The 15566-nt window shown below is 62.3% G+C and carries 17 protein-coding genes and 1 pseudogene; 2 read left to right on the forward strand and 16 right to left on the reverse strand.

The annotated features are described in order from the left end of the window. Window positions 1-221: pseudogene (locus tag WH91_RS01605) on the forward strand (IS110 family transposase); the annotation flags it as partial. Window positions 222-364: 143 nt separating this feature from the next. Here WH91_RS01605 and WH91_RS01610 read toward each other — a convergent pair. The 14 genes from WH91_RS01610 to phnG all read right to left on the reverse strand — a co-directional run bounded on the left by WH91_RS01610 (window position 365) and on the right by phnG (window position 12918). Beyond that, window positions 365-1201 (reverse strand): inositol monophosphatase family protein, encoded by an 837-nt coding sequence (locus tag WH91_RS01610; protein WP_052952525.1) that lies wholly within the window; start codon window positions 1199-1201, stop codon window positions 365-367. A gap of 137 nt (window positions 1202-1338) precedes the next feature. Next, the gene (murB, locus tag WH91_RS01615) at window positions 1339-2331 is read right to left on the reverse strand and encodes a UDP-N-acetylmuramate dehydrogenase (RefSeq protein ID WP_046169272.1); all 993 of its coding nucleotides are present in this window, start codon (window positions 2329-2331) and stop codon (window positions 1339-1341) included. 241 nt (window positions 2332-2572) lie between these two features. Continuing rightward, a complete protein-coding gene (gene phnE, locus WH91_RS01620; RefSeq protein ID WP_046169273.1) occupies window positions 2573-3910 on the reverse strand; it encodes a phosphonate ABC transporter, permease protein PhnE in 1338 nt (445 codons plus the stop codon). Beyond that, window positions 3910-4884, reverse strand: a complete 975-nt coding sequence (phnE, locus tag WH91_RS01625; RefSeq protein ID WP_046169274.1) for a phosphonate ABC transporter, permease protein PhnE — start codon at window positions 4882-4884, stop codon at window positions 3910-3912. Before phnE (WH91_RS01625) ends, phnE (WH91_RS01620) begins: the two co-directional genes overlap by 1 nt. A 230-nt stretch (window positions 4885-5114) precedes the next feature. Further along, a complete protein-coding gene (phnD, locus tag WH91_RS01630) occupies window positions 5115-6023 on the reverse strand; it encodes a phosphonate ABC transporter substrate-binding protein (RefSeq protein WP_046169275.1) in 909 nt (302 codons plus the stop codon). A gap of 59 nt (window positions 6024-6082) precedes the next feature. After that, window positions 6083-6916, reverse strand: coding sequence for a phosphonate ABC transporter ATP-binding protein (phnC, locus tag WH91_RS01635; protein ID WP_171910578.1), 834 nt, complete (start codon window positions 6914-6916; stop codon window positions 6083-6085). Between the two features lie 196 nt (window positions 6917-7112). Beyond that, window positions 7113-7580, reverse strand: coding sequence for an HIRAN domain-containing protein (locus tag WH91_RS01640; RefSeq protein ID WP_082101939.1), 468 nt, complete (start codon window positions 7578-7580; stop codon window positions 7113-7115). Between the two features lie 66 nt (window positions 7581-7646). Continuing rightward, a complete protein-coding gene (locus WH91_RS01645; RefSeq protein ID WP_046169277.1) occupies window positions 7647-8261 on the reverse strand; it encodes a DapH/DapD/GlmU-related protein in 615 nt (204 codons plus the stop codon). Then, window positions 8258-8959: a phosphonate C-P lyase system protein PhnL gene (phnL, locus tag WH91_RS01650; protein WP_425285352.1), complete on the reverse strand. Its 702-nt coding sequence runs from the start codon at window positions 8957-8959 to the stop codon at window positions 8258-8260. Before phnL ends, WH91_RS01645 begins: the two co-directional genes overlap by 4 nt. Window positions 8960-9114: 155 nt before the next feature. Further along, a complete protein-coding gene (gene phnK, locus WH91_RS01655) occupies window positions 9115-9906 on the reverse strand; it encodes a phosphonate C-P lyase system protein PhnK (protein ID WP_046169279.1) in 792 nt (263 codons plus the stop codon). Beyond that, the gene (locus WH91_RS01660) at window positions 9903-10778 is read right to left on the reverse strand and encodes an alpha-D-ribose 1-methylphosphonate 5-phosphate C-P-lyase PhnJ (RefSeq protein ID WP_046169280.1); all 876 of its coding nucleotides are present in this window, start codon (window positions 10776-10778) and stop codon (window positions 9903-9905) included. Before WH91_RS01660 ends, phnK begins: the two co-directional genes overlap by 4 nt. Beyond that, entirely contained in the window at window positions 10775-11863 is a 1089-nt protein-coding gene (locus WH91_RS01665; protein WP_046169281.1) for a carbon-phosphorus lyase complex subunit, read from the reverse strand. Before WH91_RS01665 ends, WH91_RS01660 begins: the two co-directional genes overlap by 4 nt. Before the next feature lies 1 nt (window position 11864). After that, on the reverse strand, window positions 11865-12461 hold the full coding sequence (gene phnH / locus WH91_RS01670; protein ID WP_046169282.1) for a phosphonate C-P lyase system protein PhnH: 597 nt from the start codon (window positions 12459-12461) through the stop codon (window positions 11865-11867). A 1-nt stretch (window position 12462) separates the two neighbouring features. Continuing rightward, window positions 12463-12918 (reverse strand): phosphonate C-P lyase system protein PhnG, encoded by a 456-nt coding sequence (gene phnG / locus WH91_RS01675; protein WP_046169283.1) that lies wholly within the window; start codon window positions 12916-12918, stop codon window positions 12463-12465. 75 nt (window positions 12919-12993) lie between these two features. Between phnG and phnF the strand changes: the two genes are divergently transcribed. After that, window positions 12994-13719, forward strand: a complete 726-nt coding sequence (gene phnF / locus WH91_RS01680; protein WP_046169284.1) for a phosphonate metabolism transcriptional regulator PhnF — start codon at window positions 12994-12996, stop codon at window positions 13717-13719. On the opposite strand, the gene phnN is transcribed toward phnF, so the two are convergent. Together phnN and WH91_RS01690 are read right to left on the reverse strand one after the other, a co-directional pair. Next, entirely contained in the window at window positions 13716-14276 is a 561-nt protein-coding gene (gene phnN, locus WH91_RS01685; protein WP_046169285.1) for a phosphonate metabolism protein/1,5-bisphosphokinase (PRPP-forming) PhnN, read from the reverse strand. The two genes, phnF and phnN, sit on opposite strands and share 4 nt — an antisense overlap. After that, on the reverse strand, window positions 14273-15421 hold the full coding sequence (locus WH91_RS01690) for an alpha-D-ribose 1-methylphosphonate 5-triphosphate diphosphatase (RefSeq protein ID WP_046169286.1): 1149 nt from the start codon (window positions 15419-15421) through the stop codon (window positions 14273-14275). The genes phnN and WH91_RS01690 overlap by 4 nt, the downstream gene beginning before the upstream one ends. Window positions 15422-15566 lie beyond the last annotated feature (145 nt).

Raw genomic sequence — 15566 nt, forward strand, 5'->3', positions numbered from 1 at the left:
AGGCCCATATTGCCGGTGGCCGTCTCTCGGTACGCTGCGCCCTCTACATGGCGAGCCTCTCCGCCATCCGCGCCAATCCCCCGATCCGAGACTTCTACCAGCGCCTGCGCGACCAGGGAAAACCCGGCAAGCTCGCCATCGTCGCCGCCATGCGCAAACTCATCACCACAGCCAACGCCGTCATCGCCAACGATGCACCATGGAAGGGCAAAAGCGATTGACATCAAACACGGTTGCTCAGGGGAGGGAGGTGGGGGTAAACTCTTTCTCCACCTCTCCCTTTGGGGGAAGAGGTCGACCCTCTTGGGTCGGGTGAGGGAGCCTTCCCCACGCAACTCACCCAGTAAAGACCCCTCACCCAGCGCTACGCGCCGACCTCTCCCCCGAAGGGAGAGGTAAGAGGAGGATTTTTCATCGGCACGTGCTTCAGCTTCTCGATCAGATAGGCATGCGTGGCCTTGTTGGCGACAATGAGCGTGCCGGTGCGTTCGTAGATGTCCGGGCCCCGCCCCCACCAGTCGGTGACGACACCGCCGGCTTCCTGCACGAGCAATATTCCCGCGGCCGTGTCGACGAAGCCGGTTTCCTCGTAATAGCCGGTGAGACGGCCGAGGGCGACATAGGCGCAGCTGTTGGCGGCGCTGCCCACAATGCGGACGGCACCGACTGGGGCACGGATGGCATCGAGGCGTTCGTAAGCGCCGGGATAGAGCTGCAGGCCCGGAGTCGGCAGGCCGGTGCCGATATTGAACAGACCTATGTCGGCCTGGTCGCTGACCGAGAGGCGCTCGCCGTTCATGAAGGCGCCCTGCCCGGCAATGGACCAGAACATTTCCTCAGCGGGCGGGTTGTACAGCACGCCGATCACCGTCTCGTTGCCGCGACGCAGCGCAATCGAAATCGTGTAGTGCATGCCGTTGATGAAATTGGTGGTGCCGTCGATTGGGTCGACCAGCCAGCGGTGTTCGTTGTCAGTGTCGACCGGGTCGAACTCCTCGCCAGTGAAGCTCCAGTCCGGATAGCGCTCGAACAGCACCTTGCGGATCAGCAACTCGCTTTCCTTGTCGGCGTCGGAGACGAAATCGGCCGGGCCCTTGATGCCGATTTCCAGCTCCCGGAAGCGTTTGAAATGCTCGAGCGTCAGCGCGCCAGCGTCGCGGGCAACGGCGATCATGTCCGCGAGGACGGTTTCGTAATTCATCTTTGGCTCCAGGATTATTCAGCACCATGCGCGCGGTGGCGCGCCGGATCGGGACGGCTTTCAACACTATCGCAGGCATGCTCAAGATTTATGGCAAAGCCTGTGTCTGTCGATCGAAATCAGGTGTCGGCGGATGCTTAAAGCAGCTCCGGTTCCTGCACCAGTTGCACGCCGAAGCGGGCTGCGACACCGGCGACGATTTCGGCGGCGAGGTCGGTGATTTCGGCCTGGGTGGCGCCGCCGTTGTTGACGACGACAAGGGCATGATTGGGTGAAACGCCAGCAGCGCCGTGGGTGTGGCCTTTGAAGCCGGCGCGTTCGATCAGCCAGGCGGCGGAGAGCTTGATGCGGCCATCGGCGGCCGGATAGCGCGGCGACGATGGGAATTCGGCGGCGATAGCCTGGGCCACTTCGGGCTCGACGATGGGATTGTGGAAAAACGAGCCGGCGTTGCCGGTGACGCGCCAGTCGGGCAGCTTGCTGGCGCGGATGGCGACGACGCGGTCCATGATGGTTTTGGCGTCTGCATCGGCGGGAATGTCGATGAGGCCGGGATAGGCGAGGTTTGGCCGCCAGTCATTGGGTAGCGCCAGCGTTACCGATAAAACAATGAAGCGGCCGGGAGCGCGCTTAAAAAAGCTCTGGCGGTAGGCAAATTCGCACTCATCGCGATCGAAGCTGCGGATGCTGTTGTCGGTCGCGTCGAAAGCCTGCAACGAGTGGAAGCGATCCACTAGTTCGAGACCATAGGCGCCAATATTCTGGATAGGCGCCGCGCCGACCGTGCCCGGAATTGAGGCAAGATTTTCCAACCCCGGCAGGCCCTGGCCGAGCGTCCATTCGACGATGGAGTGCCAGTTTTCGCCGGCACCGATTTGCACCAGCGTGTGGTCGCCATGAGTGCCGACGATGTCTCGCCCGGCAATGCCCATCAGGGCGATGACGCCCTCAAAATGCGGCCGCAAGACCACGTTGCTGCCGCCGCCGAGCACGCGTAGCGGCAGGTGCATTGCCGCGGCTTCGGCGAGCAAGGGTGCAAGTTGGCCCGCGTGGGTGATGGTGGTGCCAAACCGCGCGCGGGCCGGCAGGCCGAAGGTATTGTGGCGCTGCAGGTCAAGGTCCGGCGTCATGTTCAGGCTGTCTCCGCGATCACCACGCTGATACAGCCAAGATACGCCAAAATCGAGACTCTTCGCTACGAAGGCCCAGCCACACTCGATGTTATCCCGGCCTTGAGCCGGATTCATCTCGAGATGGTGGATCTGCCGCCAGGTGGCACTGCCTGTTCCAACACCTAACGGCCCCGTCCCAATCTCAAGATGGGCCCCGGCTTAAGGCCGGGGTGACACCGTGGATGTGGAAGTATTCAGGCTAGTGGGCCGCAGGGCCGATCAGGCGGGAGCGAATGGCGTTGGAGATGTTGTCGAAGATGAACACCACCATCAGGATCAGCAGGACCATATAGGCGACCTTGTCCCAGTCGGAGTTTGTGCCCATGGACTCGAGCAGTTTGAGGCCGATGCCGCCGGCACCGACGGCGCCGATGACGGTGGCCGAGCGGGTGTTGCTTTCCCAGAAATACAGCGACTGGGAGACGAATACCGGCAATACCTGCGGCACGACGCCGTAGCGGTTGACCGAGAGTGGGCTGGCGCCGACCGACTGCATGCCTTCGCGCTGCTTGTCGTCGACGTTTTCCAGCGCCTCGGCATAGACCTTGCCCAGCGCGCCGGTGTCGGTGAAGAAGATCGCCGCAATACCGGGGATCGGGCCGGGGCCGAAGCCGCGGGTGAAGAACAGCGCCCAGATCAGCATGTCGATGGAGCGGATAAAGTCGAAGAAGCGCTTCATCAGCCAGTTGGCGGGGCGGTTGGCAGTGATGTTGCGGGCCGCAATAAAGGCCAGGGGGAAGGCAAACAGCGTCGCGAAGAGTGTGCCGACAAAGGCCATGACCAGCGTCTGCATCAGTTTGGCGAGGATATCGCCATGCTGCCAGGCCTGGTTGTTGAGCCACTGGTCGAGCACCAGTTGCGCGTTGGACATTTCGGGGACAATCCGATCGCCACTGAACATCAGGCCGATGCTGGAAAACAGGTCATTGCCCCACAGCGGCGAATTGGTGTCATAGAGGAAATTGGCCCAGCCAAAGAAGCGGCGCTGCACATTGACCTGGTTGGCGCGGATTTCGGCCTGGCCAGCGAAACCGTAATTGACCAGGACCTTGGCGCCGTCCTGCTCGATGGCGGCAGGAACATCGGCTGGCGCAGTCGCACCGTCGGCGGTGATGGCAATTGGATAGCCGACGCCATCGATGTAGACATCGACCTGCGTGGTGGCGATCTCGAGGCGGTCATCGGCATTGCCGAAGGTTGCGATCATGCTGCCATCGTCCTGCGGCGTCAGCCAGTCGATCGTGGTGTCTTCGGCATATTGGCCGCGGCTCGACCATTGCGGCACCACCACGCCGTCTTCAAAGCGCAGGCGTGGCTGGGCCCGCCAGGAATACCAATCCTGGACATAGATGGCAGCGCGGTCCCATTTGCCGTTTTGCAGAGCCGGGCCGACGTTGAAGAAAAACCAGCAGAACACCAGGTAGGTCAACGTCGCGGCGAAGCCGACCAGCAGGCCCCAGCGCTGGAAGAAATTCTGTTCGAACACCGATGGATATTTGGCGTGCAGGCGATTGCTTTCGGCGACGGAAATGCTCATCACGCTGCTCCCCGGCCGAGTTCGAAGGACGCCTTGCCGACCAGCTTCTGGCGCAGATAGCCGGAGAACTGGTCGATGATGATGACGGTGACCAAGAGCAGGATGACGATGGCATAGGTCTTGGCCGCGTGATCGCGACTGATCGACAGTCGGAAGGCCTCGCCGATGCCGCCGCCGCCCACCGCACCGATAATAGTGGAGGCGCGCACGTTGATCTCAGTGCGGAGCAGAGCATAGCTGACGAAATTTGGCATGACCTGTGGCACGATGGCGTAGCGCACGCGCTCGAGCCAGGAGGCGCCGACCGATTGCAGCCCCTCGTCAGGCTTCATGTCGGCATTTTCGACAACTTCGAAGAACAGCTTGCCTAGCGCGCCGATGGTGTGGAGCGACACGGCGGCAATGGCGGCGATCGGGCCGATGGACAGCACGGCGGTCAGCAAGCCGGCAATGACGATCTCGGGGAAGGCGCGCATCACTTCCATGATGCGGCGGACGATCCAGCGGACGGCACCGGCGCCGACCAGGTTGGTGGCTGCGAAAAAGCAGAGGCAGAAGGCAATCGAGCCACCGATGATGGTCGAGACGATCGCAATATTGACCGTGATAATAAGTTGATAGATGAACTGGGGAATGTAGAGGCTATCGGTGAGATAGACGCGCTGCGAGGTGTAGTCGAACTTCTGACTGCCGTCGTAATAGGGCGACGCGATGTCGAACATGGCGCGGAAGATCTCGAACGGATCTTCGGGCACGAAGTTCTTGATGAAGTCGAACATGTAGGGAAGCCGCTCGAAGAACTTCCCGGAATTTGCGGCATTGGCGTAGTTCATTGCCGCCAGCAGTGCGACGAGAATGCCGAGGACGATCAGGATCGAATAGACCCGGCGCGTCAGCACCTGGCTGCGATAATGCTGCAGCAGGGTGGTGTTGGCATGGGAAAGGCCGTCGGTGCTGTGTGCGATGTCGGCCATAGGCGAGGTCTTTCCAAACTCTCGATGTCACCCCGGCCTTGAGCCGGGGCCCATCCTGAGGTGCTGGAGCGGGCGAGATGGCCTAGCAGGACCAGCTTGCGGTTGTGGCGCGATCTCGAGATGGATCCCGGCTGAGCTAATCCTCGTGCGCGAAGCGACACGGGGAGCCGGGATGACACCGCGGGTGGGAAGGGTTGCGGTGGCAGATCACCACCGCAACCTTGGCGAAATCAGCCGCCGATAATGGACTTACGAGCGTCGATGATGGTCTGGTACATGGTCTGGTCGGCGTCGACGAAGTCGGTGTAACCACCGGCAGTGAAGGCGTCGAAGCATTCGAAGTCAGCTGCTGGCAGGCCCTTGAAGAAGGCGGTGACCTTTTCCTTCATGTCGGCTGGGAGCTTGTTGGAAACCATCAGCGGACCGTTGGGGATGATTGGCGACTGCCAAACTTCGACCAGGTCATCCATGTCGAGCAGGCCCTTGTCGACCATGATGCGCAGGTTGCCGGAAGTGAAGCCTTCCGAGAATTCGCCCTGGCCCGAACCGAAGGTGGTGCCGACGTCGAAGGTGCCGTCGAGGACGCCGAGGACGAGGTTTTCGTGACCGCCGCCGAAGCCGGTTTCGCTGTAGAATTCAGCGATCGGTGCGCCGATTTCGGCTGGCAGGGTTACGTTTGGAACGAGGTAGCCCGAGGTCGAATCAGGATCGGCAAAGCCGAGCTTCTTGCCCTTGGTCGAAGGCAGATCGGTGATGCCGCTATCCTTGCGGGCAACCATGATCGAGTGGTAGCCGGTCGAGCCGTCTTCCTGCTGGGTGGTCAGGACGGGATCAACGGCTTCCGGGTCCTTGAGGTAGATGGCTGCATAGGACGAAGCGCCCATGATGGCGATGTCGATGGTGCCGCCGAGCAGGCCCTGGATGATGCCGTTGTAATCTGGCGACGGGAAGAACTGAACTTCGGAAACGCCAGTTGCAGCCTTCAGTGGCTCAGCAACGCATTCGGACCGACGCAGCTGGTCGGCTTCGTTTTCGCCGCCATCGAGGCCGATGCGCAGGACGGTGACGTCCTGAGCGAAAGCAGCGGTGGACATGGTAAGGGCCACGGAGGCCAGCAGGATTGTGCGGAGCGCGGTCATGGAGTTTTTCCTTTAGGACGCGGGTTGTCGGCAGGCCCGAAGCGGGCCGCGGAACGAGTTTACGAAGCGGGATTGGCGCTTGTGGTATTGATGATCGGCGGCCTGAGCGGCGCGATGGAAGTTGAAGTCATGGCTTCCGAGAAGGCCTCCTTGAGTCCGTCGGCGCCATAGATGGTGCGGGCCACGTCGGTGGTGAGCTCGTCGGGGGTGCCGTCGAACACGACCTTACCGGCCGCCATGCCGATGATCCGCTCGCAATAAGCGCGCGCCGTATCGAGCGTGTGCAGGTTGGTGATGACAGTGATCTTGCCTTCGGCATTGATGTCGCGAAGGCTGTCCATGACGATCTGGGCGTTGCGCGGATCGAGCGAGGCGATCGGCTCGTCGGCCAGGATCATCTTGGGGTTCTGCATCAGTGCACGGGCGATGGCGACGCGCTGCTGCTGGCCGCCGGAAAGGGTCTGTGCCCACTGCGTTGCTGTCTGGGCGATGTCGAGGCGCTCGAGGGCTTTCAGCGCCTCTAGCTGTTCCTGCGCTGTAAAGACCTGCAGCAGGTTGAGCACCGGATTGCGACCATTGAGCCGGCCGAGCATCACATTGGTAATGACGTCGAGGCGCGGCACGAGGTTGAACTGCTGGAAGATCATGGCGCAATCGCGCTGCCAGTTGCGGAGGGCCTGGCCGCGCAGCTCGGAGGTGCGCACACCCTCGTATTCGATATAGCCGGCCGAGACATCGTTGAGCCGGTTGATCATGCGCAGCAGGGTGGACTTGCCGGCGCCAGAGCGGCCGATGATGCCGACCATTTGCCCCTGCGGGATTTCAAGGTTCACGTCGCTGACGGCAAGCTTGTCGCCGAAGCGTCGCGATACGTTAGAAATCTTGAGCATCAAGCGCCCCTGCCCGTTGAACTGCGGCAGTGCTAGGGCGAGGCGATGAAGCTAGGATAACAGTTGAGTGACGGTTGTGTGACTGTGCGAGAAGATGTGTTGTGGGGGTGTCGCGGGGGATAAGGCCAAGGGCACTAACGCGCCGTAGTGCTAGTTGGACGCCCATCGACTACGGCGCTTCGGATAAGGGCGTCAGAATCTATTCATTTAAATCCAGCTTTACACCATAGTGGCCTTCGCCTTTACTATCGGTCCATCCGCCGACGATCATGGCATCCGCTGTAAATTGGCTGTAGCCGCGCCGATCAATCATCTCGGCCATCGCTTTGGCCTCGCGTCGAGCAACATATCCAACCTTGCGGCCCTCGATGAGCACGGCAATGGCATTCCTATCGTGCGAGTTATTGGGCTCTCGGATCAGCGTGGCTAAGAACTCGACCTCGTGCCCCTTCTTAGTTTTGCCACCGGCTATGCGATCTAACGCCTCTTGGTAGTTTGACTCGCCCACTATATCGAAACCGAAAGACCCATCGCCCTCTATATGGGGAACCGAAACTCGTTCAGACGACATCGAGTCTTCGTTGGCGCTTCGAAAATGCCCCAGCCACTTCCAAATAACTATGCCAGCGAGCGCAGCAAGTCCAAGCCACCCTATTACTGTGCCCATCAATTCCCCCCAAGACCTTCAGTCGTATGGGAACAGGAAGTAAGTGGAGAGTCTAGGACTAGGTTATCAGGGGGCATACTTCTCGAGAAACGCCTCGATGCCGAGCTTGCGGAAGTCTGGGAGAGCTTCGTGCAGCTTCTCGTGATCCCAGTCCCACCACGCCATGGCGTCTAGGCGGCTGGCGACATCGTCGGTGAAGCGTTGCTTGATCGTTCTGGCCGGGACACCAACGGCGATGCCGAAATCTGCCACATCCTTGGTGACCACCGCGTTGGAGCCGATGATCGCCCCGTTGCCGATGGTGATGCCCGGCATGATCACCGCTCCATGGCCGATCCAGGTGTCGTGGCCGATGCTGATGCCCTGCCCGGCGCGCCAGTCAAAGAATTCCTGGTCATCCTGCTCGCCCTCGAAATACCAGGCCGAGCGGTAGGTGAAGTGATGCAGCGAGGCCCGTTCCATCGGGTGCATGCTGGCATAGATGCGGGCATGGCTGGCGATATTGGCAAACTTGCCGATCGTCGCATAAGCGATCTGGGTATTTTCGACGCAATAGGAATAGTCGCCGATGCTCGAGCGCGACACATGGCAGCCGGCGCCGATTTCGGTATAGCGGCCGAGCGTCGAGTTGCTCACCTGTGCGGTCGGGTGGATACAGGGTTGTTCGCCGAGCCGGGTCATGCGGCCACCTTTGGAGCGAAAGCCGTGACGTCGACGATCCGGTCGGCGACCTGGATGCGCACATCCTCGTCGTGGAAGATGCCGAGAAGAGCCACGCCCGCCACCTTCTTTTCGGCGATCATGGCGACAACCACAGCCCGATTGGTCGCATCGAGCGAGGCCGTCGGCTCGTCGAGCAGCAGCACCGGATGATGGGTGATGAAGCCGCGCGCAATATTGACGCGCTGCTGTTCGCCGCCCGAAAAGGTGGCCGGAGGCAGGGACCACAGGCGTTCCGGCAGGTTGAGCCGGGCGAGAAGCTCCCGGGCCTTGGCCTGCGCTTCGGTCTTGTCGACGCCACGGATCACCAGCGGCTCCGCCACCACGTCAAGCGCCGACACGCGCGGCACGGTACGAAGAAACTGGCTGACATAGCCGATTGAGTCACGGCGCAGCGTCAGCACCGTGCGCGGATCGGCCGTTGCGAGATCGACGATCTTGTCGTGATGTCGGAGCTGAATGGCCCCAGCATCGACGCCGTAATTGCCATAGACCATCTTGAGAATGGAGCTTTTGCCGGCGCCGGACGGGCCACCCAGCACGACGCATTCGCCGGGGTGTAGCTCGAAGTTCACATTGGCAACGACGGGGAGAATGATCCCGTCTCGCAGATGCATGGTGAAGGTCTTTGAAAGGTTTTGGACGGATAGAGCGGTCATGATTGGAACTCCGAAGGTTCAGTCGTCACCCTCCCCCTTGCGGGGAGGGTCAGGGAGGGGGACGTTTGGCCCAAGTATCGGGGCTCTCGCACCCCCTCCCAACCTTCCCCGTCAAGGGGGAGGTGCGGTCCGGTGGTTGTTGCCGGCATAGTGCATCACACCTGCAAAATCGAGCTGACGAGCAACTGCGTGTAGGGCTCGCGCGGATCATCGAGCACCCGGTCGGTCAAACCCGCTTCGATGACATAGCCGTCCTTCATCACCATCATGCGGTGGCTGAGCAGACGCGCCACGGCCAGATCGTGTGTGACGACGATGGCGGCGAGGCCGAGTTCGCCGACGAGACCACGCAGCAGGTCGAGCAAACGCGCCTGCACCGAGACGTCGAGGCCGCCAGTCGGCTCATCCATGAACACCAGCCGCGGGCCGGTCACCAGGTTGCGGGCGATCTGCAGCCGCTGGCGCATGCCGCCGGAGAAACTGCGCGGTTGGTCGTCGATGCGGTCAGCGGCGATCTCGACGCGGCCGAGCCAGTCGAGGGCTGTGTCACGGATGTGGGCATAATTACGATCGCCTACCGCCATCAGCCGCTCGCCGACATTGGCGCCGGCCGAGACGGTCATGCGCAGGCCATCGGCCGGGTTCTGGTGCACAAAACCCCAGTCGGTACGGACGAGGAAGCGGCGCTCGGCTTCGCTCAGCTCATAGATATTGCGCCATTGCCCGTCGCGCATCCGGTACATGGTCTTGCCGGAGGTGGGTTCGAGCGTAGCCGACAGAGAGTTCAGCAGCGTGGTCTTGCCCGAGCCGGATTCGCCGACAATGGCCAGCACTTCGCCGGGCCAAAGATCGAAATCGACGTGGGCGCAGCCGAGGCGGGAGCCATAATATTTAGTCAGGCCTTCGACGCGGAGCAGTGGTTCCTGATGGGAAAAATCCTGGCTCATTCTGCTGCCTCCTGCATGCCCAGCGTGCCGACATGCCCGGCAGCCCGACGTTCTTCGCAGTTGTCGGTATCGGAGCAGACGTACATGTGGCCGCCGCGATCATCAAGGATGACCTCGTCAAGATAGACCTGTTCGGCGCCACACAGCGCGCAGGGGTCTTCGAAATGCTGGATGGTAAAGGGGTGGTCCTCGAAGTCGAGGCTCACCACTTCGGTATAGGGTGGCACGGCATAAATGCGGTGCTCGCGGCCGGCGCCAAACAGTTGCAGGGCGGCGCTCATGTGCATTTTCGGATTGTCGAACTTGGGCGTCGGGCTCGGGTCCATAACGTAGCGGCCCTCGACCTTGACCGGATAGGCATAGGTGGTGGCGATGCGGCCGTGGCGCGCGATATCCTCATAGAGCTTGACGTGCATCAGCCCATATTCCTCGAGCGCATGCATCTTGCGGGTCTCGGTTTCGCGCGGTTCGAGGAAACGCAGCGGCTCGGGGATCGGCACCTGATAGACCAGGATCTGGCCCTGCCCCAGCGGCTTTTCCGGGATGCGGTGCCGGGTCTGGATGATGGTGGCGTCGGACGTATGCGTGGTCGTGGCGACCCGCGCGACTTTGGCGAAGAAGGCACGGATCGAGACGGCATTGGTGGTGTCGTCGGCGCCCTGGTCGATGACCTTGAGCACATCGTTGGGCCCGATGATCGAGGCTGTGACCTGCACGCCGCCGGTGCCCCAGCCATAGGGCATCGGCATTTCGCGGGAGCTGAACGGCACCTGATAGCCTGGAATGGCGATGGCCTTGAGGATGGCCCGCCGGATCATCCGCTTGGTCTGCTCGTCGAGATAGGCGAAATTGTATTGGGCGGTGGTGGTCATTCCGCGGCCTCTTTCATGTCAGCGGCGTCGTGTTCGGCGCGCATGCGGCGGATCAGGTCGAGTTCGGCCTGGAAATCGACGTAGTGGGGGAGTTTCAGGTGTTCGACGAAGCCAGTGGCCTGCACGTTGTCTGAGTGTGAAATGACGAATTCCTCGTCCTGCGCCGGGGCGACGACGTCTTCGCCAAATTCGCGGGCGCGGAGGGCGCGATCGACGAGCGACATCGCCATGGCCTTGCGCTCGGCCTGGCCGAACACCAGCCCATAGCCGCGGGTGAACTGCGGCGGGACTTTTGCACTGCCCTTGAACTGGTTGACCATCTGGCATTCGGTGACGCGGACGCGGCCGAGGCTGACGGCAAAGCCGAGTTCGGGGACGTCGAATTCAACCTCGACCTCGCCGATGCGGATTTCACCGACGAAGGGGTGACTGCGGCCATAGCCGCGCTGGGTGGAATAGCCGAGGGCGAGCAGGAAACCCTCGTCGCCACGGGCCAGGGCCTGCAGCCGCAGGTCGCGGTCGAGCGGGAAGTCCAGCGGTTCGCGGGTGAGATCGCCGACTTCGCGGTCGGGATCGGTATCGCCGTCGGGCTCCATCAGGCCCTGGCGGCCGAGCATGTCGGTGACGCGGGGCGCCTGTTCGACGTCGGCTTCGCGGGTGATCGGCGCGGGGACTTCACCGCCGGCAATCGCGGGGTCGAGCAGGCGATGGGTGTAATCGAAGGTCGGTCCCAGCAGCTGGCCGCCGGGCAAGTCTTTGAAGGTCGCCGAGATGCGGCGCTCGATCAGCATGCTGCCGGTGTCGATGGGGTTGGAATAGCCAAAGCGCGGCAGCGTGGTGCGATAGGCGCGGACGAGGAAAATGGCTTCGATCAAGTCACCGCGGGCCTGGAGCAATGCCAGCGCGGCGAGTTCCTTGTCATAGAGCGAGCCCTCGCCCATGGCGCGGTCGACGGCGAGGCCGAGCTGTTCGACGATCTGGTCGAGACGCAAAGCGGGCACCGAGCGGTCGCCACGACGACGGTCGGCCAGCAGGGCATGGGCGTTGGCAATAGCGGCTTCGCCACCTTTGACGGCTACATACATGTCAGTGTCCTTCCGAAATGCGCGTCGAGCGCGGCAGGCCGATGACGTGACCGTCGGCCACCAGCAGGAGGTCGATACCGCGGGGAAACAGTTCGCGGTTTTCAACCCACTGCGTGAGGAAATCCTCGGGCAGTCCGATGGGGCTACAATGCCAGTGGTCGTTGACCCCAGGCCCACGCAATACGATGTCGGCGCCCCCGCTCAGGGCGGGCACGGCCAGCACGATGGTCGTCGAGCGATCGGGATATTCCTGGGTGCCGAGATTGAACTCGTCGAAGCGCGGCAACTCGTCGACACTGGCCACGATGGCAAAGGTCGCCCTGCCCGGATCACGCGTCAGCGGCGCGCCGGTGTGGAAGGCGATGAAAGCCTCGATGGGTTCGGTGCGCAGCGTCTCTGACAGCCAGATGTGGGTATCGGCGTCGCTCAAGGTTAACAGTGTGCTAGCCAATTCGACCTTGAGTGGCCCTTGTGCTAACGCCGTTTCGGCCAGTTTGTGGGGCGTACCGGGATTTGCAAGCGCATCCATGATAGCTCGGAACGACGTCTGGGCGTCGAATACAGGGTTGGCGAAGCCGCCCTCAAAAGTGCTGTCCATCTCAGTTATCCCCGCGCACCATGGTGAAGAAATCGACCTTGGTGGCCGCGGACTCTTCGCGGCTTTTCTGATCGCCAGCGGCGGCAAGCGCCTGCAATGGCGCGATGATCCGGGCTTCCACCGGCGCCACATCGCGCTGCCACAGCGCGTCGATCACCGCGATCACTTCGGCCTTGGCGAGGTCACGGCCGAGGCAATACCCATGACCCACCTGCCCGGTTACAATGCGCACGCTGGCGCGGCTCACCGTCGCCTCGCCCAGGTTGAACGGCGCCCCGCCGCCTCCGGCCCGGCCGCGCACCATGACGAGGCCGACCTCGGGGCCGCGCACTTTTGAATGCTCGGGCTTGTCGGCCCAGGCGTCCCACAATTGGGCCAAAGCACGCGATGGGGCGGCAGCCAAAACGTCGAGCATGGCTTTTCTGGCGATGTCAGAAAGGGAAGTTTGCGTCTGCATGCTTGCCTCGATTTGTCTAATGTAATAGACAACTAATGTCTGAATCCGGTCCTACGCTCCCCGTGTGAAAATGCAATGACAGTTTTGAAAGACGTTTCCGGCGGAGTGGCTTTATGGCGCCGCATCGCCGATGCCATAAGGCTCGACATCGTCGGCGGCAAGCTTGCCGAGGGTGATCGCCTGCCGACGGAGGCGGTTCTTGCTGAACGGTTTTCCGCAAATCGACATACGGTCCGACGCGCGCTTGCAGTGCTGGCTCAGGATGGCGTGGTGGGCGCCGAACAGGGTCGCGGCACCTTTGTGCGCAACGCCCGCCGACTCAGCTATCCCATTGGAAAGCGGACGCGATTTCGCGAGGGACTGAAGGGCCAGGCATCGTCGCTGACCTCGGTCAGCCTCAGCAACCGGCTGGAGAATGCCACGGCAGCGGTGGCGAAAGCTCTCGACATCCGCAGCGCCTCAAAGGTGGTCCGTCTCGAAGGCATGTCGCTGGCGGACGGGGTGTCAATTTCCCGATCGACCACGTGGTTGCCGTATCGGCGCTTCCCCGATTTCGCCGAGCGGATCGCCCGATTTGCATCGACCACCGAGACCTTCGCCAGCTATGGCATCGAGGACTATGCCCGCGCCTCAACCCGCATCTCGGCCCGCCATGCCGATGTGGAGGAGACCAAGCTGCTGGGGCTCGCGCCGGGGGCGATCCTGCTGGTTTCGGAGGCGGTAGATGTGGATGCCGAAGGGGTGCCGATATCCTATGCGCTGAGCAGGTTTCCGGCGGAGCGGATGGAATTGGTGGTTTAGGGTTGCACCAGTCCCGTGACATCCTGCAATAGCTGCACGAACTGTTCGCCGGCGACTTCCAGCTCGCCGGAGTTGTCGATGCGTATGGTGCTGGCCGGCAGGCGGTCGCCGACGCTGCGGTCGAGGCGGCGCGGGATGGATTCTCCGGTTTCGCGGCCGCGACTGGCGAGACGCTGGGCGATGACGTCGCGGTCGGCGATGACCGAGACGACGACGGTTTCGGGGTAGCGCTGCATGAGTGCCGGGATGACGGCGCGGGATAGATTGGCGACTACCGCTTTGCCTGCCGCAAGGTCATGTTCCAATGCAATTGGAAGACCATAGCGCAAGCCGTGCGCGTCCCAGTTCAGGGCGAACTGGCCGGCGGCCTCGGCAGCGGCAAAGGCTTGCCCATCCATGCTGTCATGGTCTTCGCTACCGCCATGGGCTTCGCGGGTGACTACGCGCTTGACGAAGGCAACACGGCCGCTGGCTTCCAGCCGGGCGCGGGCGAAGGCGATCAGGCTATCCTTGCCTACCCCGCTCGGTCCGACGACGGCTACGAAAGTTCCGTTCATATCACTCGCTTGCCCTGCCGCCACACGGTCAGCACGATGGGAATACCATCTTCGACGCGCAGATGCACGAAGTCGGCGCGCTTGCCCACCGCGATCTCACCGCGATCATCGAAGCCGGCGGCTTCTGCCGGGCGCTTGGTAACGAGCTGGATGGCCTTGGAAAGGCTGATCCCCTCGACGTTGTCGGCGAGCGAAAATGCCGACTGCAGCATGGAAAAGGGGATGTAGTCGGACGACAGGATGTCGAGCAGGTCGGCCTCGGCCAGAGCGCGGGCCGAGACGTTGCCGGAGTGGGAACCGCCGCGCACGACATTGGGGCCGCCCATCAGGATCGACATGCCAGCCTGGCGGGAAGCCTTGGCGGCTTCGATCGTGGTGGGGAATTCGGCGATGTGCAGACCGAGAGCGACGGCTTCCTCGACATGGTCGCGGGTGGCGTCGTCGTGGCTGGCGAGGACTATGCCGCGGTCGTGGCACATTTGGGCAATGGCGCGGCGGTTGGGGCCGGAATGGGCGTATGACTGGGCGTTGCGGCGGACGCTGAAAGCGTCCAGTTCCGCATCGTTCATCTTGGTCTTGCCCTGGTAATAAACTTTGTAGGCGTCGACGCTGGCGAACTGGCGCTGGCCGGGGGCGTGGTCCATGAGCGATGCCAGGCGCACCTGGGGATCGTCCATCATGGCCTCGAAGCTTTCAAGGCAATCGGGCGCCGAGACCTCGCAGCGCAGGTGAATGTGATGATCGGCACGCAGGCGCCCGGCTTTGCTCCCGGCGCCAATGGCGGCCGCAAGAGTGCGCATGTCGGCGGCGCCGATGTCGGTCTGCTCGTCCAGCCCGATGCGGATGGCATCGAGCACGGTTGTGATGCCTGAAGCTGCGATCTGGGCGTCATGCGCCTGTACGGCGGCGACGGGGTTCCAGCGCACTTTCGGGCGGGGTGCGTAATGGGTTTCGAGGTGGTCGGTGTGGAGTTCGACCAGACCCGGAATGAGGTAGTCGCCTTCGAGGTCGATACCGGTACGGGTGCTCTCCGAAATGTCGGTGATCATGCCGCCATCGACGCGGACAGAGCCCTCAAACACCCGGTCAGCCAAGACAATCTTGGCATTGGTCAGGACGAGTTCCCCGAGGGCGACAGTGTTCATGAGCGTACAGTTCTGGCTGGTGCGGATGCTAAAGCCCTGCGGTAGCCGAGTTTGATGACAGTTTGGCGACCAAAACATGTTGCTCACAGGCAGGGCGGCCGGGCTTAGCGCCGCTAAGGCAAAGCCTGAGTGACACACTTCTATT

It is taken from the genome of Devosia psychrophila, from assembly GCF_000971275.1.
In the GTDB taxonomy this organism is placed as follows: domain Bacteria; phylum Pseudomonadota; class Alphaproteobacteria; order Rhizobiales; family Devosiaceae; genus Devosia; species Devosia psychrophila.